The sequence below is a fragment of the Nonomuraea sp. NPDC050783 genome (assembly GCF_040802095.1).
Classification (GTDB): domain Bacteria; phylum Actinomycetota; class Actinomycetes; order Streptosporangiales; family Streptosporangiaceae; genus Nonomuraea.
Genome location: NZ_JBFAHK010000015.1, coordinates 141,413 through 163,807, shown reverse-complemented (window position 1 = coordinate 163,807; position 22,395 = coordinate 141,413). Strand labels below are relative to the sequence as shown.

Here is a 22,395-nt window from a genome sequence, read left to right as displayed (position 1 = left end):
CCGTCAGGCGGTGGGCGGCTCGTCGAACGAGGGCGGGAGCTCGGGCGTGGCGGTGAACTGGCCGGCGGCGACCCGGTAGATCGAGCGGCGGCCGCTGCGCTCCCACACGCGGCGCAGCACGTACACGAGCTTGGGATTGTGCTCCTCTTCCTCCAGGACGGCCCGGCCCACGATCGTGTCCCAGTCGCCGGCGTCCCTGCCCGGGCTCTCGGCCGGGCTCTCGGCCGGGCTCTCGTCCGTGGCCTCGGAGAAGATCCGGTGCAGGGCGGCGAGCTTGGCGCGGTGCGGGAAGTCGCCGCCGGAGAAGACGGTGCCGAGCAGCCCGATCCAGAAACAGACGACGGCCTCCCGCCGCTGCTCGGCCGGCAGGCGCTCGGCGATCCGCTCCACCGCGTACAGGGAGGTGATCAGGTGCAGGAGCACGAAGTCGCCCGGACGTGACAGGTAGAGCAGGGAGACCGCGTAGTACAGCGGCTCCCACGTGTCGTTCCACGTGTCGTTCCCTGTCCAGGCGGGCGTGTCGTAGAAGAGAGGATGGCCCTCGCTCAGCGTGCGGGCGATCCTGAACTGCAGGCCGGAGCGGAGCAGCTCCGGGTGGATGCGGCCGTCCTCCACGGGGGAGGTGTCGGCGAGGATGCCGGCGACCCAGTGGGTGAGCTCGTCGCGGTGCTCGTCCCACACGCCGGCCAGCCGTAACAGCGAGTCCACGGGCGCGCCGTCCTCGCGCGGCGGCCGGGCCCGTTCCGGATGGCAGGTCGAGTACGAGAAGGCCAGGTAGGCCAGCCCCTCGATCGCCATCCACCGGTGGCCGACGTCCAGCGCCCAGCCGAGGTGGATGGTGGCGTGCGTGAACGAGCCCGTCCAGCCGGGCAGCAGCTCGGGCACGTACCGGCGCAACACCTCCTCCAGGCCGAGCTCCCGCTCGCGCCGGTCGAAGAAGTCGCAGTAGGACCAGAAGCTGGTGCGCTGACCCAGGTGCTCGCGCCAGTTCCGCTCGGTGATGAGATGCCGGTCCGGCTTGGGCGCTTCCAGGCCGAACCCGTAGGAGGTCAGCTTCGCGTACGCGTCGTAGTACGCCTTGATGTCGGCGGCGGGCACGCCCAGCCCGGCCAGGGCCACGACGGCGTGCTTGGCATGGTTGGTGAGGTGGCCGTTGAACTCGATGTGGTACGTACGGTCGTCGAGGAGTGCGTCGATCACTTCTTCTCGGTCGGGCACGGACGGATCTCCCTCTGCCGGAGACGGGCTGACAAGCGGGGCAGGCCGAGCCCCAGGAACACGAGCACCACGCCGGCCAGCCGGATCGGCGCCGGCAACGCGCGGTGCTGGACACAGTCGATGACCACGGCGGACAGCACCTGCCCGCTGATCACCAGCACGGAGGCGCTCATCGCCCCGAGCCTGGGGAAGACGTAGCTGTTGACCGCGACGAACAGGGCGCCGAACACCCCGCCCGCGTAGGCGGCGACGGGCGTGCCCGTGACGTCCGGCCACGCGCGCAGGACGAGCAGGACCACGCTCAGGAACGCGAAGCCGACCACGTGGTTCCACACGGACGCCCGGAACGCGCCCTTCCTGGTGCTGAGCCGGCCGTTGACCGTGCGGCTCGTGCCGATGAGTACGCCGTTGAGCAGCGCCAGGACGACGAAGAAGAGCATGGTCACGCTCCGCCGAGGACGATGAGGACGCTGCCGGCCAGCACGCAGGCGGCCACCGCCAGATCCATCGGCGTGATCCGGCGCCTGGGGGTGTGGAGCAGGCCCAGGTGGTCGGAGACGGTGCCGAAGAGGATCTGGCCGGTGAGCATCAGGGCGATGGTGCCGGCCAGGGCGAGCTCGCTGTTGACCGCGACGGCCGACAGGACCACGACGAGGGCGCCGGGGATGCCGCCCAGGTAGTACCAGAGCGGCGCGCGGCCCTGGCTCTCGCCGGGGGCGGCGGCCGGTGCGCGGCGGGCGAGGGCCGGCACCAGGATCGAGGCCACCACGGCCCCGAGCCCGTGCGCGGCCCAGGAGGCGTACAGGGCGCCGGTGTGGCCGGCGAGCACGGCGTTGGCCTGGGTCATCAGCGTGAGCAGCACGCCGCCGGCGATCGCGAGCGACCAGTCGAGCGCGCGCCCGCTCATGGCACCGGTTCCCCCGCCTTCGGCCGCGCCGCGCCCTCCTGCGGCCGCGCACCGCGTGCAGGCTGCGCACCGGGCGCCGGCTGCGCACCGTGCGCCGGCTGCGCACCGCGTGCAGGCTGCGCACCGGGCGCCGGCTGCGTTCCCAGCAGGGCGACGACCTCGGCGAACGTGTCGGCGATCCAGGTGGGACCGGCAAGGGCCAGCTCGTCGGCGCCGTGAACACCGTAGGTGACGGCGATCGAGCGCATGCCCGCCGCGTGCGCCATGTGGATGTCGTGCGCGGTGTCGCCCACCATCACCGTGTGCCGCGCCGCCACGCCGAGCGTGCGCATCACCAGCAGCCCCGACTCCGGATCGGGCTTGGGCCTGCTGACCTGGTCGGCCCCCACCACCAGGGCGAACAGGTCCCGCAGGCCCGCCGACCGCAGCAACGCGTCGGCGCTGGCGTGGAACTTGCTGGTCGCCACGGCGAGGGTGCTGCCCCGGGCGCGCAGCTCGTGCAGCCCCTCGGCCACGCCGGGGAAGACCAGCTCGCCGGCGCGCGGCAGGATGATCTCCTTGAACAGCCGCTGGTAGTGCCGGATGCCTTCGGCCACCAGCTCGCCGTCCGGCGCCGCGGTCAGCAGGTCGCCGAAGGCCCGTTCGAGCGGGAGCCCGATCGTGGCGCGGATGACCGCGGGCAGGGGCGCGGCCACGCCCAGCGCGCCGAACGCGGCGGTGAAGGTCTCGACGATCGCGCGTGGGGTGTCGACGAGGGTTCCGTCGAGATCGAACACGACGAGATCGAACGAGGGGAGATTGAACGCGGCGGAATCGAACACGGCGGAATCGAACACGGTCCGACGACTCATGACATCCTCTCCGGCTGCTGGAGCTTCAAGGTAGGAAGAGATTTGCCATAAATCAAGTGGGTAATGTGGGGAAGCTACAAAAAACCAACTAAACAAGTAGGACTTGACGGTTTTCGGGAGCTGTGCTGAGCTGAGGCGGCTGACGGACGCGAGAAAGGTCCCGGCTCATGGATGTGGAGTCCCGTCCCTTACCGATCACCCCCGTACCGATCACCCCTGTGCCGATCACCCCCGTACCGGCCGCGGAGACAGGCGCCGGCTTCGACCCGCTGGACGACCCGGTGCGGGCCTCGCTGCTCGGAGCGCACGCCCACCTCGCGGAACGGCGCGGCCGGGTGCTGCGTTACCCCCTCGACGTCTCCCCGTTCCTGTCGATGCCGCACGACCCGGGCCCCGCCGACTGGCGGGACGCGGCGGAGCTGGCCGGTGAGGGCGGCGACGTGCCGCTGACCGGCCCGGCGGTGGTGCCACCGGCCGGTTGGGAGGAGTCCAGGAACATCCCCGGCGTCCAGCTCACCGGCGAACGCGTCGCCGGGGCGCGCGACCCCGGCGTGGTGCGGCTGGGCCCGGCGGACGTGCCGGAGATGCTGGACCTCGTCGAGCGGACCAGGCCCGGCCCGTTCCTGCCGCGTACCGTCGAGCTGGGCGTCTACCTCGGGATCCGGTACGGCGGCGCGCTGGTGGCGATGGCGGGGGAGCGGCTGCACCCGCCGGGCTGGACCGAGATCAGCGCCGTCTGCACCGACCCGGCCCACCGGGGGCGGGGGCTGGCGACCCGGCTGGTGCTCGCGGTCGCCGCGGGCATCCGGGACCGCGGCGAGACGCCGTTCCTGCACGCCTCCGCCACCAACACGTACGCGATCCGCCTGTACGAGCGGCTCGGCTTCCGCCTGCGCCGCACCACGGAGTTCCGCACCGTACGGGTCCCGGCGCGCGACCGCACCGAGGGCGCCCCATGACGCCGCCGGAGGTCCGGGCCGCGGCGGTCGTTCCGGATCATCCCGCCGCGGGCCATGCGGACCGTGCCAAGGCCCTCTGACACCACAAGGACGACAGACATGCGTGCTGCACCCCTGCCCCTCCTCCTCGCCGTCGCCGTCCTCGCCGCCTGTGGCGCCGAACCGGCGCTCGACACCCCGGCCGCCCCCGCCCCGGTGGTCTCCGGCAAGAAGATCAACCTGAGCCCGGAGCAGAACCGGGTGCGCACCGGGAAGGTCGCGGCCATCGCGGCCAAGGTGCCCAAGGAGATCGCCGCCGACGGCAAACTCTCCGTCGGCTTCAGCGCCAGCGGCTCGCCCCCGCTGGTGTCCCCGGCCACCGACGACACCACCCTCATCGGCGTGGAGACCGATCTCGCCCAGCTCGTCGCCGACGTGCTCGGCCTGGAGTTCACCCCGCAGTCCAGCTCGTGGGAGAACCTGTTCCTGGCCGTCAAGTCCGGCAAGTACGAGGCCGTCTTCAGCAACGTCACCGTCACCGAGGAGCGCAAGGACACCTACGACTTCGCCACGTACCGCATCGACCAGCTCGCCTGGCAGGTGCCCGCCACCAGCCCCATCAAGGCGATCAAGGGCCCCGCCGACATCGCCGGGCTGCGTGTGTCGGTCGGCTCGGGCACCAACCAGGAGAAGATCCTGCTCGACTGGGACAGGGAGAACCGCGCCGCCGGCCGCAAGCCGGTCGAGATCCTCTACTACGAGAAGTACGGCGACGTGCTGCTGGCCCTGAAGTCGGGCCGCGTGCAGGCGTACTTCGGCCCCAACCCGAACATCGCCTACAACATCGCCGTCAGCGGCGACTCCCGCATCGTGGGCACGTTCTCCGGGGCGGGGCCGGATCTGCAGGGCCTCATCGCGGCCATGACGAAGAAGGGCAACGGCCTGGTCCAGCCGGTGCACGAGGCCCTGAACACGGTCATCGAGAACGGCACCTACAAGCAGGTGCTGGAACGCTGGGGCCTGGCCAACGAGGCCATCCCGAAGTCGCAGATCAACCCGCCCGGCCTGCCCCGCCAGCCCGCCTCGTGACCCGCGGGCCCCGGGTACGGTAGCCGGGTGACCGGAAAGATCGTGCCCGGGGGCCGGGCCGTGCCGCGCGGACGGATGGACAAGCGCCACGCGATCCTCCGCGCGGCGTTCACCGCCTTCGCGCGCGACGGGTACGCCCAGACCAGCGTCGATGTGATCGCCGCCGAGGCGGAGGTGGCCAAGCACACCGTCTACAACCATTTCGGTGACAAGCAGAGCCTGCTGCGCGAGACGATCGCCGCCGAGGCCGAGCGCGTGCTGCGGAAGAACCTCGACGCGATCGACCTCCTGCGTGCCGACACCGGAGAGCTGCGCGAGCGCCTGGAGGAGGCGGGCCTACGGCTGCTGCGGTGCTACACCGATGCGCGCGCCACGGCGATGCGGCGCCTGGTCTACGCCGAGATGAGCCGCGACGCGCACCTGCTCGACATCGTCCAGGAGCGGGCGGCGAAGCCCGCCGTCGAGGCTCTCGCCGACCGGCTCGCCCGGCTGGCGCTCGCGGGCCGGCTGAGCCTCAGCCGGCCGGACGAGGCCGCCGAGCAGCTACGGTCGCTGCTGGTCGGGCCGATGGAGACGCGCTCGGCCATGGGCTCGCGCGAGGTGCCCGAAGAGGAGCTGCGGGAGGTCGCCAGAGCCGCCGTACGAGTGTTCCTGCGGGTCTACGGCCCGGAAGCGGCTCCCACCCCTTGAGGTAATACCCCCTATATCTGTCGGTTTTGACACGATTCAGGCATGAGGTCTACTGTTCGGTCCATCAAACTGCACTACTCAGTGCGTTTCGTTGGACTTAGTAGGAGAAGGCCGTGCAAGCCTCACATCGGCGCAGCCCCGCGCGCCGTACGCCCGCCGCCCTCGTCACGGCCGCCGCCGCGCTGCTCGCCACGAGCTGCGGCAGCCCCGGTGCCGCCACCCCGGAAGGCACGCCCGATCCGAAGCCGGGAGGGACGCTGACGTTCGCGGTGGGCACGGACGCCGGCTGCGTGGACCCCCAGCAGGCCGGCAGCAGCGACACGGTCTACTCGCTGCGGCAGACGGTGGATTCCCTGACCGACCAGGACCCGGCGACAGGAAAGATCGTTCCCTGGCTGGCGGAGAGCTGGCAGATCGGCGCGGACGCCAGGACCTTCACCTTCCGCCTGCGCACCGGCGCCACGTTCAGCGACGGCACCCCGGTGGACGCCGCCGCGGTCAAGGCCAACTTCGACGCGATTCCGAAGCTCGGGCCGCTCGCCATCCAGGCCGCGGGATACCTCGACGGCTACTCCGGCACCACCGTGCTCGACGCGACCACGGTCAAGGTCTCCTTCAAGCGGCCGAACGCGCAGTTCCTCCAGGCCACGTCCACGCCCTCCTTGGGGCTGGTGTCGGTGGCGAGCACGCGCAGGACGCCGCGGCAGCGGTGCGGCGAGGGGGTGATCGGATCTGGACCGTTCCTGCTGGCGCAGTACGTGCCGAACAAGTCGATCACGCTGAGCCGCCGCGCCGGTTACGCCTGGGGCTCCCCGCTGTGGAAGAAGAAGGGCGAGGCGTACCTGGACAAGCTGGTCTTCACGGTGATCCCCGAGGCCGGCGTGCGCACGGGCGGCCTCCTGTCGGGGCAGGTGGACGCCGTCGGCAGGGTCGCCCGGGCCGACGAGGGCGCTCTGCGGAGCGGGAACGCCGGCCTGCCGTCGTACACCATTCCCGGCGTCGGCTACAACCTGGGGCTGAACAACGCGCGGCCGATCCTGCGGGACGCCCGCGTCCGGCAGGCGATCTCCCTGGCCATCGACCGCCGCCAGATCGTGGACACCGTGTTCCCGACCGGCACCCTGCCCGCCACCAGCGTCCTGGCCCGCACCACGCCCGGCTACCGCGACCTCGGCGCGGAGCTGGCCTTCGACGCCGCGAAGGCCGCCTCGGCGCTGGAGAGCGCGGGATGGGCTCCCGGCGCCGACGGGATCAGGACGAAGGACGGCCGCCGGCTGAGCCTGAACGTGGTCTGGTTCGCCAACGCGGCGACGTTCCAGCCGGCGCTGGAGCTGGTCCAGCAGCAGCTCAAAGCGGTCGGGATCGAGCTGGTCCTGAAGGAGCTGCCGGTCGCGCAGTTCCCGCAGCTGCTGAAGTCGGGGGACTTCGACGCGCTGTGGGGCGGCAACTACAGCCGGGCCGACCCCGACTGCCTGCGCACCCTCTACTCCACCCGGCTGGCGAACGCCTACCGCCTGGCACCGGGCCCGCTGGACGAGCTGCTGGACCGGCAGGCCGCCGAGCCCGACACCGCCAAGCGCAAGGCGCTGGTGGAGCAGGCGCAGGAGCTGATCGTGCGGGAGGCGTACGTGGTGCCGATCGTGGACATGCGGACCACGCTCGGCGTGTCCACGGCGGTACACGGCCTGGCCTTCACCGCGGCCGGTGACATCCAGCTCCACGACGCCTGGAAGAGCTGATGCGCAGGTACCTGATCACCCGCCTGGCGCAGGCCGCGGGCGTGTTGTGGGCGGCGTACACGATCGCGTTCTTCATCCTCGACTACCTGCCCGGCGATCCGGTCTCGGTGATGGCGGGCGCCGCGGCCCAGTCGGCGGCGCTCGACCCCGCCCAGCTGGAGGCGTTGCGCCGCGAGTACGGCTTCGACCGCCCGGTCCTGGCCCGCTACGCCGCTCAGCTGACGGACGCGCTGCGCGGCGACCTCGGCGACTCGATGGCCGCGGGCCGCCCGGTGACCTCCGTGATCGCGCAGGCGCTGCCGCCGACCCTGCAGCTCACCGGGTCCGCGCTGCTCCTGGCCGTGGCGGGCGGAGGCGGGCTGGCCCTCCTGGCGACCGCCACCCGCAGGCGCTGGCTGCGGCAGGTGCTGCTGTCGCTGCCGTCGCTCGCCGTGTCGGTGCCGGCCTTCTGGATCGGGCTGATGCTCGTGCAATTGTTGTCCTTCCGCGTGCGGATCTTCCCGGCGTTCGGCGACGACGGTCCGGCCGGCCTGGTCCTGCCGGCGGTCACCCTGGCCGTCCCCACGGCGGCGCTGCTCGCCCAGGTGCTGGCCAGGAGCCTGACGGCCGCGCTGGCGGAGCCGTACGTGCAGACCGCCCGCGCCAAGGGGGCGGGCCGCGCGCGCGTCCACCTGCGCCACGCGCTGCGCAACGCCTGCCTGCCCGCGCTGACCGTGGCGGGCCTGCTGGCCGGGCAGCTGCTGGCGGGCGCGGTCGTCATCGAGACGGTCTTCTCCCGCGACGGCCTGGGCCGGATCACCGCGAGCGCGGTGGCCCAGCAGGACATCCCCGTCGTGCAGGGCGTGGTGGTGGTCGGGGCGATGGTGTTCGTCCTGGTCAACCTGGCCATCGACCTGCTCTTCCCGCTGCTCGACAAACGGGTCGCGATCGGGACGGCGCACGCCGGGAGCGCGGCGTGAGCCGGCCGCCGCGCGGGGAGCCCGGCGCGTGGCGGCCGCTCGGCCGCTTCCTGCGCAGGCCCGGGCTGGTGCTGTCGGTCGCCGTCGTCACGGTGGTGGTGCTGGCGGCGTTCTGGCCGGCGCTGTTCACCGCCCGCGACCCCCTCCGGGGGCTGCCCGCGCAGAACTTCCTGCCGCCGAGCGCCGAGCACTGGTTCGGCACCGACGAGCTGGGCCGCGACCTGTACGCCCGCGTGGTGCACGGGGCGGCGTTGTCGTTGAAGGCCACCCTGATCGCCGTCGGCGTGGCGTTCGTCGCGGGTGGCGCGCTGGGGCTGGTGGCCGGGTTCGCGGGCGGGTGGCTGGAGGAGGCGCTGATGCGCTCCGTCGACGTGCTGCTGTCCATCCCGGCCCTGTTCCTGTCGCTGGCCCTGGTGACGGCGCTCGGCCACGGCACGGTGAACGTCGCCGTCGCGGTGGGGACGGCCAGCGTGGCCACCTTCGCGCGGGTCACGCGCGCCGAGGTGCTACGCGTACGGCAGGCCGTCTACGTCGAGGCCGCCCGCTCCTCCGGCGCCCGCTGGTACAGCGTGCTGGGCCGGCACGTCCTGCCCGGCTCCATCGGGCCGGTGGCCGTCCTGGCCACGCTCGACCTCGGAGCCGCGGTCCTGGCCGTGTCCTCGCTCAGCTTCCTCGGGTACGGAGCGCCGCCCCCGGCTCCGGAGTGGGGCGCGCTCATCTCCAGCGGCCGCAACTACCTGCTCAACGCCTGGTGGCTGTCCACGCTGCCGGGCCTCGTCCTGGCGGCGATGGTGCTGGCCACCAACCGCATCGCCAGGGCCCTGGACGCCGCATGGGAGGCACCCCGATGACCGCTCCGCTGCTGGAGATCCGCGGGCTGTCGGCCTCCTACCACTCCCGCGAAGGCATCACCCCCTCCGTACGCGGAGCCGATCTCGACGTGGGCCCGGGTGAGATCGTCGCGCTGGTGGGCGAGTCGGGGTCGGGCAAGAGCACGCTGGCGCAGGCCGTCGTGGGGCTGCTGCCGCCCGGCGGGCGGATCGACGAGGGCCGCATCGGGTTCGGCGGCCGCGATCTGGCCGCCCTTCCGGAGCGGGAGATCCGTGCCGTACGGGGGCGCCAGATCGGGCTGATCCCTCAGGACCCGGGCGTCTCGCTCAACCCTGTGCACCGCGTCGGCCACCAGGTGGCCGAGACCCTGCGCGTCCACGGCCTGGCCACGCGCGCCTCGGCCCGCGAGGCGGCGATCGAGCTGCTGCGCCGGGCCGGTCTGCCCGATCCGGAGACCCGGGCCCGGCAGTACCCGCACGAGCTGTCCGGCGGCATGCGGCAGCGCGTGCTCATCGCCATCGCCATCGCCGCCCGTCCGCGGCTGATCATCGCCGACGAGCCGACCAGCGCCCTCGACGTCACCGTCCAGCGAGTGATCCTCGACGACATGCAGCGGCTGGCCGAGGAGAGCGGCACCGCCGTCCTGCTGGTCACCCACGATCTGGGTGTCGCCGCGGACCGGGCGCACCGGCTGGCGGTGATGCACGAGGGCCGGATCGTCGAGTGCGGACCGGTCGCCGAGGTGCTGCGCCGGCCGCGCGTCCCGTACACGCGGCGGCTGCTGGGCGCGGGAGCCGCCGGCCCCGCCGCCGCTGCCGCCCCGCCGCCGGCCCGCGGCGGCGGGCCGATCGTCACGGTGGAGAACCTGGTCAAGGACTACCCCCTGCCCCGCGTGAAGGACGGCAGCCGCACCGCGCGGGCGGTGGGGGGCGTCAGCTTCGACATCGCGCGCGGCGAGACGCTGGCGCTGGTCGGCGAGTCGGGGTCGGGCAAGACCACCACGGCCAGGATGGTGCTGCGCCTGCTGGAACCGACCTCCGGGCGCATCGTGTTCGACGGCCAGGACGTCACCGCCGCCCGCGGGGCCGCCGTGCGGGAGCTGCGCCGCCGCGTCCAGCTCGTGTACCAGAACCCGTACGCGTCGCTGAACCCGCGCTTCTCCGTCGAGGAGGTGATCGTCGAGCCACTGCGCGCCTTCGGCATCGGTGACCGGGCCGCCCGCGCCGCCCGTGCCGCGGACCTGCTCGACCGGGTCGGGCTGCCCGCGTCCTACCTGCGGCGCAGGCCCGCGGAGTTGTCCGGCGGGCAGCGGCAGCGGGTCGCCATCGCCCGCGCGCTGGCCCTCTCGCCCGACCTGGTCGTCTGCGACGAGCCGGTCTCCGCCCTGGACGTCCCGGTGCGGGCCCAGGTGCTGGACCTGCTCATGGAGCTGCAGCGTGACACGGGCGTCGCGTACCTGCTGATCTCCCACGACCTGGCCGTCGTCCGCCGGGTCGCTCACCGGGTGGCGGTCATGCGGGCCGGCCGCATCGTCGAGACCGGCACGACCGCCGCCGTCTTCGACCGGCCCGCGCACGACTACACCAGGCGGCTCCTCGCCGCCATCCCGGGGAGCGCGTACCGCCGCTCCCAGGACGAACCTCACCACGCCGGCGCCGCCGGACGAAAGGACCGACCGTGACCTCACACGAGACGCTGCTCGCCACTCTCGCGGCCGAGCGCGAGATCCACCAGACCTTCCTGCGCTTCTTCCGGCTCGTGGACACCCGCCAGTACGAGCGGCTGGGCGAGGAGTGCTTCACCCCGGACGCCCTCATCGAATACCACGTCCCGGCGCCGCAACGGTTCAACGGGCGCGACGAGTTCACCGCGTTCATGCTGGACGGGCCGCGCCGGCGCCAGCAGATGGTGGCGCACGTGCTCGGCCAGACGGCCATCGAGTGGGACGCGGGCCGGCCCCGGGTGTCCGCGTACGCGACGGTCTGGCACTGGTACCGGGCCAACGCCGCCCAGGGCGACCTGAGGCCGGCGGACTGGACGACGATCGGCCTGGTGGAGGACGACTTCGAACAATACGACGGCAGGTGGCTGATAGCCCGCCGCAACGTGCGACCGGTCGCCGGCCTGGTGGCCGCCGGCTCCCCGCCCCTGCCCCCGTCCGTCGCCGGACCTTCCGCCCGGTGAGCGGGCGCGCGGGCCTGCGCGGCGTGACCCACCGGTCAGCCGCCAGAGCGGCTGACCGCCCGCCTGACCGGACGGTGATCGCGAACCCCGCGGCGTTCTGATCCGGCGTCGCCACCGCCGGGCCGGAAGGGATAACGGGTTCATCACGATGCCTGTCAAGGTGTGATGGAGTAGTCACCCTGAAGGTGTGGGTTCGCCTGCTCCTCCCTCTCCGGACAAGGGCCGCCGCTGGCCGCGTGCGGTGGTCGGTCTGTCGGTGCTGCTGGTGGTGGCCGGATCGGCCGGGTTCCTGGCCGACCCCCTGCACCTGCCGGACGAGCTCCTGGCGGTCCTCGACCAGCGAGCCAGCGTGATCAGCATGGGCATGGGCATGGCGGGTCTGCTGGTGGCCGGTCTCGCCTTGTGGGTGCAGGTCCGCTCCTCCGCTGCCCCAGATGCCGGTACGGGCACCGCCGTCCCCCCCTCAGGGCCGGACTCGCCGGTGATGGGCGGCCCGGCCCTGACCGGCGCCGGGGCCGTCGCCGTCAGCGGCAGCCACGTCGACCACATCGGTGACGTGGTGTATCGGGCACCGCGCCCCAGGACGGCAGGCCGGCCGACGCGGCTGGCGCCCCGCCCACCGCAACTGACCGGCCGCGAGGAGGACCTGGACGCGCTGCGCCGGCGCCTTGCCGCCGCTCCGCACCGGCCGGGCGTGCTGGCCGTACACGGCCTGGGCGGAGTGGGCAAGACCAGTCTGGTACTCGAACACGCTCACCGCCATCTCCACACCTACGACCTGGTGTGGCAGATCCCGGCAGAAGACCCCACCGTGGCCTCCGCCACCCTGGCGGCGCTGGCGGCCCTGCTGGGCGTCCGAGACGCGGACGACACCGCCGATCCCATCGACCAGGTACACGCCGCCCTGGCCGCCCGCACCACCCCCTGGCTGCTGATCTTCGACAACGCCTCCGACGCGTCCGCCGTCCAGGAGCTGCTGCCGCCCGCCGGCCCCGGACACATCCTGATCACCAGCCGCTCCGGCGCCTGGCCTCCCGCCCAGAGCCTGGAGCTGGACGTGCTCGACCGGGACGAGGCCGCGGCCTTCCTGCTGGAGCGGACCGCCGACGATGATCCCGCTACCGCGGCGGCGCTGGCCCACGAACTGGGTGCGCTGCCGCTGGCACTGGAACAGGCCGGTGCCTACGTGAGCGACACCGGCAGTACCTTGGCGGACTATCTGCGGATGCTGCGCACCCAACGCGCCACGATCCTGGCTCAGGGGAAGCCCTGGGGCTATCGGCAGCGGGTGGCCTCCACCTGGCAGCTGTCCTTCGACCAGCTGGCCGACCACGCCCCGCAGGCGATCGCGTTGTTGCGGCTGCTGGCCTGCTACGCCCCTGAGGCCATCCCGTACCGGCTCCTGCTCGACCAGGCCACCACCCTGGGCGCCGGAACCGGTGCCCTGCCGCGTGACACAGCGGCCGTGAACGCCGCCGTCGCCGCGCTGCGCCGCTACAGCCTGCTGAGCCGGCCCGTCGACGGCATGGTCTCCCTGCATCGGCTGGTCCGGGCCGTCACCCTCGACCAGCTCTCCACGCGGGAGCGGGAGCGCTGGCGGGCGAGTGCTGCCGCCCTGCTGGAGGGCGCCGTCCCCGACGACCCGCACTCCTCGTCCGCCTGGCCGCGGTTCGCGCAGTTGCTGCCTCATGTCCGCGCTCTCCTGCCGGCCGACTCACGGGGGCTGTGGGACACCGCGCGCTACCTGGGGGTGAGCGGTGATTACCACACCGCCGTGCTCCTCTTCCAGGAGATCACCCAGCAGTGCACCACCAGCCTGGGTCCCGAGGATCCCGACACCCTGGCCGCCCGGCACGACCTGGGCCGCTGGACGGGATGGGCAGGTGACGCGGCCGCCGCGCGTGACCAGCTGGCGGCCCTGTTGCCGGTGCGGGCACGGGTGCTGGGACCGGAGCACCCGCACACACTGAACACCCGGCACGACCTCGCCGTGTGGACGGGAAAGGCGGGTGACGCGGCCGCCGCGCGTGACCAGCTGGCCGCCCTCCTGCTGGTGCAGGAACGGATCTCGGGGCCGGAGCATCTGGACACCCTGGCCACCCGGCACAGCGTCGCTTGGTGGACGGGGGAGGCGGGTGACGCGGCCGCCGCGCGTGACCAGCTGGCGGCCCTGCTGCCGGTGCAGGTACGGGTGTCGGGGCCGGAGCATCCGCACACGCTGTTCACCCAGCACGACCTCGCCTGGTACACGGGGAAGGCGGGAGATCCGTCCGCTGCCCGTGACCAGTTGACCGCCCTGCTGCCGGCGCGGGTACGGGTGTCGGGGCCGGAGCATCCGTACACGCTGAACACCCGGCACGATCTCGCCATCTGGACGGGGGAGGCAGGGGACGGGGCCGCTGCTCATGACCAGTTGCGTACGCTTCTGCCCATCCGCGAGCGGGTCCTGGGCCCCGAGCACCCCGGCACCCTGGCCACCCGGCACGAACTCGTCCGCTGGGCTGACGAGGGCGGATGAGCCCGGGAATCCGGATGGCTGGCCTTACGCGTCCTCGGGCGGCGGGGTCTCGCCGGAGAGCCAGGCGCGGATCGCCGCGGAGTCGGCGCCGAGCACGGGCGGCGGGAGGTGGCCGGTGAAGGTCTGCTCGGCCCCGCCGGGGTCGAAGAACCTCAGGGGCGGGCCCGGCAGGGTGATCGGCCCGAGCGCGGGATGCCGGACGTCGAGGAGGAGCCCTTGGCTGCGGGTCTGGCCCCACTCGTAGACCTCGCGCACGTCGCGTACCTGCCCGGCGGGCACGCCCGCCTCGGCGAGCAGGGCGAGCAGCGTGGCGGTGCCGTACGCGGCGAAGCGCTCCTCGACCAGCTCGATCACGGCGTCGCGGTGCGCGACGCGCTCGGGGTTGGTGGCCATGCCCGGCCGGTCCGGGTCGAGGCCGAAGGCCGCGCAGAAGCGCCGCCACAGGCCCTCGCTGCCGACGGCGATCTGCACGGCGCCGTCCCGGGTGCGGAACAGCCCGTAGGGGCAGATGGAGGGATGGTGGTTGCCCTGGGCGCGGCCGACCTCGCCGGCCACCGTCCACTTCGTGCCCTGGAAGGCGTGCACCCCGACGACGGCCGCCAGCAGGGAGGTGCGCACGACCTGGCCGGTGCCGGTGTGCTGCCGCTCGATGAGGGCGGCGAGCACGCCGTAGGCGCCGTACATGCCGGCCAGCAGGTCGGCGATGGGCACCCCGACGCGCTGGGGGTCGTCGGGCGCGGAGCCGGTCAGCGACATGAGGCCTGCCTCGCCCTGGGCGATCTGGTCGTAGCCGGGGCGGCCGCCTTCGGGCCCGTCGTGGCCGAAACCGCTGATGCTGAGCACCACCAGGCGCGGGTTCAGCTCGGCCAACCGTTCCGGGCCGAAGCCCAGGCGTTCCAGGACGCCGGTGCGGAAGTTCTCCACGAGCACGTCGGACCTGCGGACCAGCGCTTCGAGGGTCCGCCTGCCGTCGTCGGACTTCAGGTCGAGCTCGATGGAGCGTTTGTTGCGGTTGGCGGACAGGAAGTAGGTGGATTCGCCGTCGCGGAAGGGCGGCCCCCATCCCCGGGTGTCGTCCCCGGTGCCGGGGGTCTCCACCTTGATGACGGTGGCGCCGAGGTCGCCGAGCATCATGGTGGCGTGCGGCCCCGCCAGGGCCCGGGTGAGGTCCGTCACGACGATGCCGGCGAGCGGCCCGCGGCTCACGTGTTCTCCGGGAAGCCGAGGTTGATGCCGCCGTGGCTGGGGTCGGGCCAGCGGCTGGTGACGACCTTCGCGCGGGTGAAGAAACGCACGCCCTCCATGCCGTGGGCGTGCAGGTCGCCGAAGAGCGAGTTCTTCCAGCCGCCGAAGGAGAAGTAGGCCATGGGGATGGGGATGGGCACGTTGATGCCGACCATCCCGACCTCGACCTCGTTCTGGAAGCGCCGGGCCGCGCCGCCGTCGTTGGTGAAGATGGCCGTGCCGTTGCCGTAGGGGTTGGCGTTGATCAGCTCGACCGCCTGCTCGTAGGTGTCCACGCGGAGCACGCTCAGGACCGGGCCGAAGATCTCCTCGGTGTAGATGCTCATGTCGGTGCCGACGTGGTCGAACAGCGTGGGGCCGAGCCAGAAGCCGCCGGACTCGCCCTCCGCCTCCACCTCCCGCCCGTCGATGACGAGCCGCGCGCCGGCGCCCTCGCCCTCGGCGACGTAGCCGGCGACCTTGTCACGGTGGGCACGGGTGATGAGCGGGCCCATGTCGACGCCGGTCATGCCGTCGCCGGTGCGGAGCTTGACGGTACGTTCGGCGATCCTGGCGACCAGGTCGTCGGCGATGTTCCCGACCGCGACCAGCGCGCTGACGGCCATGCAGCGCTCACCGGCCGAGCCGTAGCCGGCGTTGACCGCGGCGTCGGCGGCCAGGTCGAGGTCGGCGTCCGGAAGCACGACCATGTGGTTCTTGGCCCCGCCCAGCGCCTGGACGCGCTTGCCGCGGGAGGTGGCGGTCTCGTAGACGTAGCGGGCGATCGGGGTGGATCCCACGAAGGAGACCGCCTTGACCGCGGGGGAGACGAGCAGCGCGTCGACTGCCTCCTTGTCGCCTTGCAGCACGTTGAACACACCGTCCGGCAGGCCTGCCTCGGCCCACAGCTCGGCCATCCACAACGCCGCGGACGGGTCCTTCTCGCTGGGCTTGAGCACCACGGTGTTCCCGGCGGCGATCGCGAGGGGGAAGAACCACATCGGCACCATGGCGGGGAAGTTGAACGGGCTGATGACGGCCACCGGGCCGACCGGCTGGCGGATGGAGGACACGTCCACGCGGGTGGAGGCGTTCTCCGTGAACTCGCCCTTGAGCAGGTGCGGGATGCCGCAGGCGAACTCGACGACCTCCTGGCCCCGGGTGACCTCTCCGAGGGCGTCGGACAGCACCTTGCCGTGCTCGGCGGTGATGATCTCGGCGAGCTCGCCCTTGCGGGCGTTGAGCAGCTCGCGGAAGGCGAAGATGATCTGGGTGCGGCGGGTGAGCGAGGTGTCGCGCCAGGCGGGGAAGGCCGCGGCGGCCGCGGCGATGGCGGTGTCGGCGTCGTGCGTGGAGGCCATCGCCACCTGGCCGGTGACGGCGCCGGTCGAAGGGTCGGTGACCGGTGCGGTGCGCCCGCTCGTGCCGGCCACGCGCCTGCCGTTGATCCAGTGGGCAATGGTCATCGTGAACTCTCCTGTGGGTCGCGGGCGGGGAGCGGAGTCAGGCGGTGCCGCCGAGGTGGCTAAGCAGGAACGCCGCGGTGAGCCGCAGGTGGTCGGGGCGGTCGAACTCCTCGCCCTCGTGCCCGGCACCGCCGAGCAGGATCATCGTGGACTCCGCTCCGGCGCGGACGAGGGCGTCGTGCAGGGCCAGGCTCTCGGAGGCGGGGGTGACCCGGTCCCGGTCGCCGTGGGCGATCAGGAACGGCGGCGCGTCGGCGCTGACCCAGGTGAGCGGGCTCGCGGCACGGGCCGCGGCGGGGTTCTCGGACACCTCTCCGAGGCCGAGCAGCGGGCCCTCGAACGGCGGGTTGAGGATCTCCTTCTCCAGCCACGTGCGCCGCGCGTTGGTGAGCAGGTCGCTCTGGCCGAACCAGTGGACGACCGCGTCCACGTGGCTGGACTGGTCGAGATGGTCGCCGACCGAGCCTTCCAGCTCGGCGTTCTTGGCGGTGAGGCCGACCATGCCGGCCAGGTACGCCCCGGCGGACGCGCCCCACACGCCGATCTTCCCGGCGGCGAGACCGTGCCGCGCGCCGTTGGCACGCAGCCAGCGCACGGCGGCCTTCACGTCGTGGACCTGCGCCGGATAGGTCGCCTGCGTGGCGAAGCGATAGTTGGCGGAGGCGACGGCGACGCCGTAGGAGGCCAGCAGTTCCAGCCGTTCGGTGGCGCCGTCGCGCTTGTCGCCCACCTGCCAGCCGCCGCCGTGCAGGTAGAGCACGACCGGAGGCGGGCTGTCCGTGACGGGCACGTACAGGTCGAGTGCGAGAGGGACGCCGTCCACGTTGGCGTACTCGAGGTCGGGCGCCGTGCGCACGTTCGTCACGCGGGTTGCCTTTCGGTGTTCAGGTGAAGCCGGGCGGCCAGTTCGTCCACCAGCGCGGGGAGGGCGGAGTCCAGCGCGACGCCGAAGACGTACCAGTCCGGGCGGGTGATGTAGGCGTCGGCGTGGTGGTCCTTGAGGAAGCGGCTGTAGACGCCGTCGAGGTCGGTGACCGCGTTCGGGTCGGCCGGATCCTCCAGGACCGCGATGGAGCAGCCGATCGTCTCCAGGGTGTGCAGCTGCGCCGCGGTGAGCTGCGGGGCGTGCCGGGAGATGAGCTGGAACCCGTGGCCGAGCAGGTCGTCGCCACGTCCTTCCGCCTGGCCCTTGCGCAGGCGGCCCTGCGGGGACAACGAGCCGGTGACCGCGGCGATCGAGCCGTCGGGCTCGCGGTGCAGGACCCCGTGCTCGAGCTTGGGGAACGGCGGCGGGGGCGGGCTGAGGTTGTTGCGCATGGCGTGGTTGCGCTGCGCCGCCTCGTCCTCGTCCACGATGTTGACCAGGCGGGACAGCCCGTCGCTGGCGAACACGATCGCGGACACGTGCGGCTCGCGCTCGGCCTGGTAGGCGTCCAGCAGGTCCTCGCCCGCGGCACCGGACAGCACGAGCGACAGCTTCCAGCCGATGTTGCGGCCGTCGCGGATGGCCGAGCAGCCGCCCTGGCCCATGTACGGGGTCATGGTGTGGGCGGCGTCACCGGCGATGAACACCCGGCCGGTGCGCCACCGCTCGGCCACCCGCGTGTAGAAGTGGTAGACGACCTGGCGGCAGATCGACATGTCCTGCTCGCCGAGGCCGTGCTCCTCGCGCAGGAAGTCCCAGGCCACCTGCGGGTCGTACATCGCCGCCTCGTCCTCGTGCTCGTGCAGGCGGATCTCGAAGCGCTGGCGGGTGGTGCCGAGCGGCATGTCCATGTGCGGCCGCTTCGGGTCCATGATCATGATGAGCCGGTCGAACCGCTCGGGCAGGTCGCGGAGCTTGTTCATGTCGAAGTTGAGCCAGCGCTCGTGCAGCCCGTAGTCGCGCATGGTGATGCCGGCCGCCTCCCGCACGAAGCTGCCGGTCCCGTCCGCGCCGATGACGTAGCGGGCGCGGACCGTCCGCCGCTCGGCCGGGTCGGACGAGTTCTTGGGACGCGCCGTGAGCTCGACGAAGTCGTCGTGCTGCGTCAGGCCGAAGACCTCGGTGCCCCGGTTCACCTCGACGTTGGGCATCGTGTCGACCTTCTCCCGCACGACCGCCTCCACGTCCGGCTGGAAGATCGAGGAGTGGGCGGGGAAGCCGCACTGGCTGCCGCTCCAGTCGATGCTGAGCAGGGGCTCGGCGGCGGCGTCGCCGAAGTGGCACGCGTCCAGCCGCACGGCGGTGCTGAGCGCCTTGTCGACGGACGAGCCGGTGGCCTGCACGGTGCGGCACGCCTCACCGTCGAAGGTGACCATGCGCGGCAGCGGATACAGCTCCTTGTGCCGCTCGAACACCACCACGTGGTGGCCGGCCGCGCCGAGCGTGGCCGCCGCCACCTCGCCCGCGGGCCCATAACCGACGATCGCTACGTCGTAGATGTCAGGCACGATGTCTCCCAGATGATGGGGCGCGCTGGGCGCCGGACGAGAAGCCGCGAGCCTCCCGATGCCCGAAAACCGGCTAAAGGTTCGGGTGTTTTAAGTGAGTGTGGCCCGCCGGTGACCTGCGGGTCAAGAGCGTGTTACGTCCTATTTCAGGAAAGTTGCGTGAGGAGCCGAGGCGATCCCGCCGGGCGCGCGGGCGGGCACGCTGACGAGCATCCCCTCGTAGACGCCGTCCGCCGCGCAGTCCTCGGCCAGGTCCCGCAGCCACCACAGCTCGCCCAGGGCCATGCCGAAGCTGCCGATGAGCATCTGGTGGATGAAGCCGAACGGCGCCGCCTGCGGGCTGGTGTCCGCGGGCCAGGCCTCGACCGCGAAGGTGTCGGAGGCGACGGCCGCGCAGTGGGCGTTCCACAGGTAGCGGCACACGTCCTCCGAGTGCGCCAGGCCGGGCGCGCGCAGCTCTCGCGGGAGCCGTTTGCGCACGTCGCCGGGCTGGTCGGCGTACCAGCCCGTGAAGCCGGTGTGCAGCAGCAGGATGTCGCCGGCCTGGTAGTCGACGCCGGCCATGCGCCGGGCCGCCTCCAGCTCGTCCGGGCCGAACTCTACGGTGGTGCCGGGGTCGTAGGGGCGGCCCAGGGCCCGCATCGCGGCGGGCATGTCGAGCAGCACGCCCCGGCCGGTCATGCCGTGTTCCGCCCAGTGCTCGATCGTGTTGCGGCGGCCGGAGACGATGTCGTCGGAGGTGGCGCCGTTGTAGTACACCTGACGGCTGTAGCCGATGTGCGCCAGGGAGTCCCACTGGCTGCCCGCCTGCGGGTAGACGTTGTCCCAGACGTCGTCGAAGCCGATGCCGCCCGGCTGGGCGATGACATGGTGACGAGGGTTGCCCCTGTTGCTGTTGAGCGGAGGGGAGAACATCCCGAGGGGCGCGTCCAGCGGGAAGCTCGCCCCTTTGCGTACCAGCTTGGCGGCGGCGGCGACCCGCTCCGGGGTCAGCAGGTTGACCAGGCCGAGCTGGTCCTGCTCGCCGAACAGGCCCCAGGCGCTGCGTCCTCCGTCCGGTGCCGGCGGCAGGTCGTCGTAGTCGGGGAGTTCCGTCATGAACGATGTTCCTTTCGAGCTACCAGGGCAGGTACAGCGGAGGGTCGGGGAAGAACCCGCCGTTCTTCTCCACGGTCGCCGCCACGTACTCCTTCGACGTCTCCAGCGCCTCGCGTACCGGGCCCCACTCGGCCGTCAGCGCGCCGGCGCGCTTGCGGACCCGGCCCGCGATGATGACGGTGTCGATGTTGCCGGGATGCGCCTGCGTGATCACGGTGGCGTACGGGTCGTGCACGGGCGCGGTGTTCACCGCGTCGGCGCGGACGAGGATCACGTCGGCCTGCTTGCCCGCCCGCAGGCTGCCGATGCGCGCGGACTGGCCCAGCGCCTCGGCACCCCAGATGGTGGCGGCCTTGAGCATCGTCTCGCACGACGGCGGAACCGACTCGGGCGCCCGTCCGGCGGCCATGCCCTCGTCGGCGGCGAGCAGGCGTCCCACCTGCATGGCGGTGCGGGCCTGCTGGAGCAGGTTGCCGGAGACGGACGTCGTGACGTCGCAGCCGAACGTGCAGTGCCCGCCGGCCTCCAGCACCCGCTCGGTGGCCGGGCGGCCCATGCCCATGGCCATCTCGGCCTCGGTGCAGGTCGCCACGGAGCCGCCGGAGTCGGCCACCCTGCGCAGCTGCTCGGCGGTGGCGTAGTTGAGGTGCACCCACACCAGATCGGGCCCGAGCAGCCCGGCCTCGTCGAAGACGGCCAGGTCGTCCACCGGCTCGTGGAACAGGATCGCCAGGCCGTTGGTGGTGCTGCGCAGCCCGAGCCGCCGCGCGCCCGTCAGCTCGGTGCGGATGCGGTCGATGCCGACCTCGGGCAGGTCGGACAGCGCGATCCCGAGCGTGACCAGCGCGTCGTCCGAGGCCAGCCGCCCTTCGCGCAGCCTCGTCGCCAGCGCGAGCCGGCCCTCGGCGCTCGCCAGCGACTCGTCCTGGCCGGGCACGTCGCTGAAGCCGAGGGCGAACTGCGTGCGGATGCCGGACTCCAGGCTGCCTTCGATCGCGGCGTCCGCGTGCTCGGCCGTGCTCACCGCGTGACAGAAGTCCAGCACCGTGGTGACTCCGGCGTCGATGGCCTCCAGCATTCCCGCCAGGTTGCCCACCCGGATGTCCTCGGGCCGGTACACCGCCGAAGCCTGGAACCTGACGCTGCGGAAATAGTCCTTGAGGACGGAGTCCCCGGTGAGGCCGCGCAGCCCGGCCTGCCAGACGTGCCGGTGCGTGTCCACGAGCCCGGGCAGCACGATGGTCCCGGTCGCGTCGATCACGTCGGCGTCGGCCTGGATCCCCGGTTCCACCGCGGCGATCACGTCGTCCTCTATGAGCACGTCGGCCGGACGCGGCCGGTCGCCGGGTTCCATGGTGAGCACGGTGCCGCCCTTGACGAGCACACGGTTCATCGCAGCCTCCTTGGGTGCGGACGAAGTCGCAGGCCAGCGGCTTGTCCGCCGATTCAACCACCCGGATGTTTAGGGTGTTATGTCTTTCGCCGGAGCGTACCCGGCCGACTGCCGGATTCGCTAGGAATCTGCTAGAACTATTCGGGTGGTTAACGCGGAACCCCTGACGCGCGCGGAGGCCCTCGCCGCGGACATCGAGTCGATGATCGTCGAGCGCGGCCTCGCCCCCGGCGATCTGATCGGCACGATGGACGAGTTCCGTGACCGGTCCGGTTACGGGCGCGCGACCATCAGCGAGGCCGCCCGGCTGCTCAACGACCGCGGCAGCGTCGAGATCCGGCCGGGGCGCGGCGGCGGTCTGTTCGTGGCCCAGCCCAACCCGATCGTGCGGCTCCGGCACACCCTGCTCACCGTGCGGAAGATGCCCACCACCGTGGCCGACGCCATCGCCGTGCGCGAGGCCCTGGAGCCGCTGATCGCCACCGACGCGGCCCAGCACCGCAACCGGCAGGACATCTCCGACCTACGCCGGCACCTGGCCGCCCTCAAGCGGGCGATGACCAGCACCGACCGCTTCATGCGGGCCAACTGGGCCCTGCACGAGCGCATCGCCGAGATCAGCCCCAACCATCTGGCCAAGGCCGTCTACCTGAGCATGACGCGCTTCATCACGGACCTGTCGGAGCACGCCGATCCCGACGCCGGCCGCGACGCCGACTACCTCCGCCTGCGCCTGGAGGTGCACGCCGAGCTGGTGGACGCGATCATCGCGGGCGACGTCGCGCGGACCGTGAGGGCGGTCGAGCGGCACCACGCCCCCTCCTGACCCCGCACGGGCACGAACGAGCGGCCGGAGC

General features: G+C 72.4%; 20 protein-coding genes. 10 read left to right on the top strand and 10 right to left on the bottom strand.

Annotation, left to right across the window (positions count from 1 at the left end; genetic code table 11):
* Positions 1–3 precede the first annotated feature (3 nt).
* Genes AB0H75_RS33535 through AB0H75_RS33520 form a run of 4 tightly spaced genes read right to left on the bottom strand, consistent with a single transcriptional unit; the run spans position 4 to position 2,961 of the window.
* Complete coding sequence (locus tag AB0H75_RS33535) at positions 4–1,218, bottom strand: questin oxidase family protein (protein WP_367803427.1); 1,215 nt, start codon at positions 1,216–1,218, stop codon at positions 4–6.
* Positions 1,197–1,658 carry a DMT family transporter gene (locus AB0H75_RS33530; RefSeq protein WP_367803425.1) on the bottom strand — a complete coding sequence of 154 codons (462 nt, stop codon included), beginning with the start codon at positions 1,656–1,658 and terminating at the stop codon, positions 1,197–1,199. Before AB0H75_RS33530 ends, AB0H75_RS33535 begins: the two co-directional genes overlap by 22 nt.
* 2 nt (positions 1,659–1,660) lie before the next feature.
* Positions 1,661–2,125, bottom strand: a complete 465-nt coding sequence (locus AB0H75_RS33525) for a DMT family transporter (RefSeq protein WP_367803423.1) — start codon at positions 2,123–2,125, stop codon at positions 1,661–1,663.
* A complete protein-coding gene (locus AB0H75_RS33520) occupies positions 2,122–2,961 on the bottom strand; it encodes an HAD family hydrolase (protein ID WP_367803421.1) in 840 nt (279 codons plus the stop codon). The genes AB0H75_RS33525 and AB0H75_RS33520 overlap by 4 nt, the downstream gene beginning before the upstream one ends.
* 182 nt (positions 2,962–3,143) lie before the next feature.
* Between AB0H75_RS33520 and AB0H75_RS33515 the strand changes: the two genes are divergently transcribed.
* The 9 genes from AB0H75_RS33515 (at position 3,144) to fxsT (ending at position 13,924) form a co-directional block, all read left to right on the top strand.
* Positions 3,144–3,935, top strand: coding sequence for a GNAT family N-acetyltransferase (locus tag AB0H75_RS33515; RefSeq protein ID WP_367803419.1), 792 nt, complete (start codon positions 3,144–3,146; stop codon positions 3,933–3,935).
* A 99-nt stretch (positions 3,936–4,034) separates the two neighbouring features.
* Positions 4,035–5,003 (top strand): ABC transporter substrate-binding protein, encoded by a 969-nt coding sequence (locus AB0H75_RS33510; protein ID WP_367803417.1) that lies wholly within the window; start codon positions 4,035–4,037, stop codon positions 5,001–5,003.
* A gap of 27 nt (positions 5,004–5,030) precedes the next feature.
* Positions 5,031–5,693, top strand: a complete 663-nt coding sequence (locus AB0H75_RS33505) for a TetR/AcrR family transcriptional regulator (RefSeq protein WP_367803415.1) — start codon at positions 5,031–5,033, stop codon at positions 5,691–5,693.
* Between the two features lie 113 nt (positions 5,694–5,806).
* The gene (locus AB0H75_RS33500; RefSeq protein WP_367803413.1) at positions 5,807–7,432 is read left to right on the top strand and encodes an ABC transporter substrate-binding protein; all 1,626 of its coding nucleotides are present in this window, start codon (positions 5,807–5,809) and stop codon (positions 7,430–7,432) included.
* Positions 7,432–8,391, top strand: coding sequence for an ABC transporter permease (locus AB0H75_RS33495; protein WP_367803411.1), 960 nt, complete (start codon positions 7,432–7,434; stop codon positions 8,389–8,391). The genes AB0H75_RS33500 and AB0H75_RS33495 overlap by 1 nt, the downstream gene beginning before the upstream one ends.
* A complete protein-coding gene (locus AB0H75_RS33490; protein WP_367803409.1) occupies positions 8,388–9,242 on the top strand; it encodes an ABC transporter permease in 855 nt (284 codons plus the stop codon). Before AB0H75_RS33495 ends, AB0H75_RS33490 begins: the two co-directional genes overlap by 4 nt.
* Positions 9,239–10,903 (top strand): dipeptide ABC transporter ATP-binding protein, encoded by a 1,665-nt coding sequence (locus AB0H75_RS33485; protein WP_367803407.1) that lies wholly within the window; start codon positions 9,239–9,241, stop codon positions 10,901–10,903. The genes AB0H75_RS33490 and AB0H75_RS33485 overlap by 4 nt, the downstream gene beginning before the upstream one ends.
* Entirely contained in the window at positions 10,900–11,406 is a 507-nt protein-coding gene (locus tag AB0H75_RS33480; RefSeq protein ID WP_367803405.1) for a nuclear transport factor 2 family protein, read from the top strand. Before AB0H75_RS33485 ends, AB0H75_RS33480 begins: the two co-directional genes overlap by 4 nt.
* Positions 11,407–11,593: 187 nt before the next feature.
* On the top strand, positions 11,594–13,924 hold the full coding sequence (fxsT, locus tag AB0H75_RS33475; RefSeq protein ID WP_367803403.1) for an FxSxx-COOH system tetratricopeptide repeat protein: 2,331 nt from the start codon (positions 11,594–11,596) through the stop codon (positions 13,922–13,924).
* Positions 13,925–13,948: 24 nt separating this feature from the next.
* On the opposite strand, the gene AB0H75_RS33470 is transcribed toward fxsT, so the two are convergent.
* The 6 genes from AB0H75_RS33470 to AB0H75_RS33445 form a co-directional block, all read right to left on the bottom strand.
* Positions 13,949–15,130: a CaiB/BaiF CoA transferase family protein gene (locus tag AB0H75_RS33470; RefSeq protein WP_367803401.1), complete on the bottom strand. Its 1,182-nt coding sequence runs from the start codon at positions 15,128–15,130 to the stop codon at positions 13,949–13,951.
* A complete protein-coding gene (locus AB0H75_RS33465; protein ID WP_367803399.1) occupies positions 15,127–16,614 on the bottom strand; it encodes a CoA-acylating methylmalonate-semialdehyde dehydrogenase in 1,488 nt (495 codons plus the stop codon). Before AB0H75_RS33465 ends, AB0H75_RS33470 begins: the two co-directional genes overlap by 4 nt.
* Positions 16,615–16,651: 37 nt before the next feature.
* Entirely contained in the window at positions 16,652–17,479 is an 828-nt protein-coding gene (locus AB0H75_RS33460) for an alpha/beta hydrolase fold domain-containing protein (protein ID WP_367803397.1), read from the bottom strand.
* Entirely contained in the window at positions 17,476–19,047 is a 1,572-nt protein-coding gene (locus AB0H75_RS33455; protein WP_367803395.1) for a bifunctional 3-(3-hydroxy-phenyl)propionate/3-hydroxycinnamic acid hydroxylase, read from the bottom strand. The genes AB0H75_RS33460 and AB0H75_RS33455 overlap by 4 nt, the downstream gene beginning before the upstream one ends.
* Positions 19,048–19,188: 141 nt before the next feature.
* Positions 19,189–20,145 carry a cyclase family protein gene (locus AB0H75_RS33450; protein WP_367803393.1) on the bottom strand — a complete coding sequence of 319 codons (957 nt, stop codon included), beginning with the start codon at positions 20,143–20,145 and terminating at the stop codon, positions 19,189–19,191.
* 19 nt (positions 20,146–20,164) lie between these two features.
* Complete coding sequence (locus tag AB0H75_RS33445; RefSeq protein WP_367803391.1) at positions 20,165–21,538, bottom strand: amidohydrolase family protein; 1,374 nt, start codon at positions 21,536–21,538, stop codon at positions 20,165–20,167.
* Positions 21,539–21,683: 145 nt separating this feature from the next.
* On the opposite strand from AB0H75_RS33445, the gene AB0H75_RS33440 reads away from it, so the two are divergent.
* Positions 21,684–22,364 (top strand): FadR/GntR family transcriptional regulator, encoded by a 681-nt coding sequence (locus AB0H75_RS33440; RefSeq protein ID WP_367803389.1) that lies wholly within the window; start codon positions 21,684–21,686, stop codon positions 22,362–22,364.
* Positions 22,365–22,395: the final 31 nt, after the last annotated feature.

Coding starts and splice junctions, on each gene's coding strand:
- AB0H75_RS33510 (WP_367803417.1), top strand. CDS start 4,035: ATGCGTGCTGCACCCCTGCCCCTCCTCCTCGCCGTCGCCGTCCTCGCC.
- AB0H75_RS33515 (WP_367803419.1), top strand. CDS start 3,144: ATGGATGTGGAGTCCCGTCCCTTACCGATCACCCCCGTACCGATCACC.
- AB0H75_RS33485 (WP_367803407.1), top strand. CDS start 9,239: ATGACCGCTCCGCTGCTGGAGATCCGCGGGCTGTCGGCCTCCTACCAC.
- AB0H75_RS33450 (WP_367803393.1), bottom strand. CDS start 20,145: ATGACGGAACTCCCCGACTACGACGACCTGCCGCCGGCACCGGACGGA.
- AB0H75_RS33465 (WP_367803399.1), bottom strand. CDS start 16,614: ATGACCATTGCCCACTGGATCAACGGCAGGCGCGTGGCCGGCACGAGC.
- AB0H75_RS33525 (WP_367803423.1), bottom strand. CDS start 2,125: ATGAGCGGGCGCGCGCTCGACTGGTCGCTCGCGATCGCCGGCGGCGTG.
- AB0H75_RS33530 (WP_367803425.1), bottom strand. CDS start 1,658: ATGCTCTTCTTCGTCGTCCTGGCGCTGCTCAACGGCGTACTCATCGGC.
- AB0H75_RS33495 (WP_367803411.1), top strand. CDS start 7,432: ATGCGCAGGTACCTGATCACCCGCCTGGCGCAGGCCGCGGGCGTGTTG.
- AB0H75_RS33445 (WP_367803391.1), bottom strand. CDS start 21,538: ATGAACCGTGTGCTCGTCAAGGGCGGCACCGTGCTCACCATGGAACCC.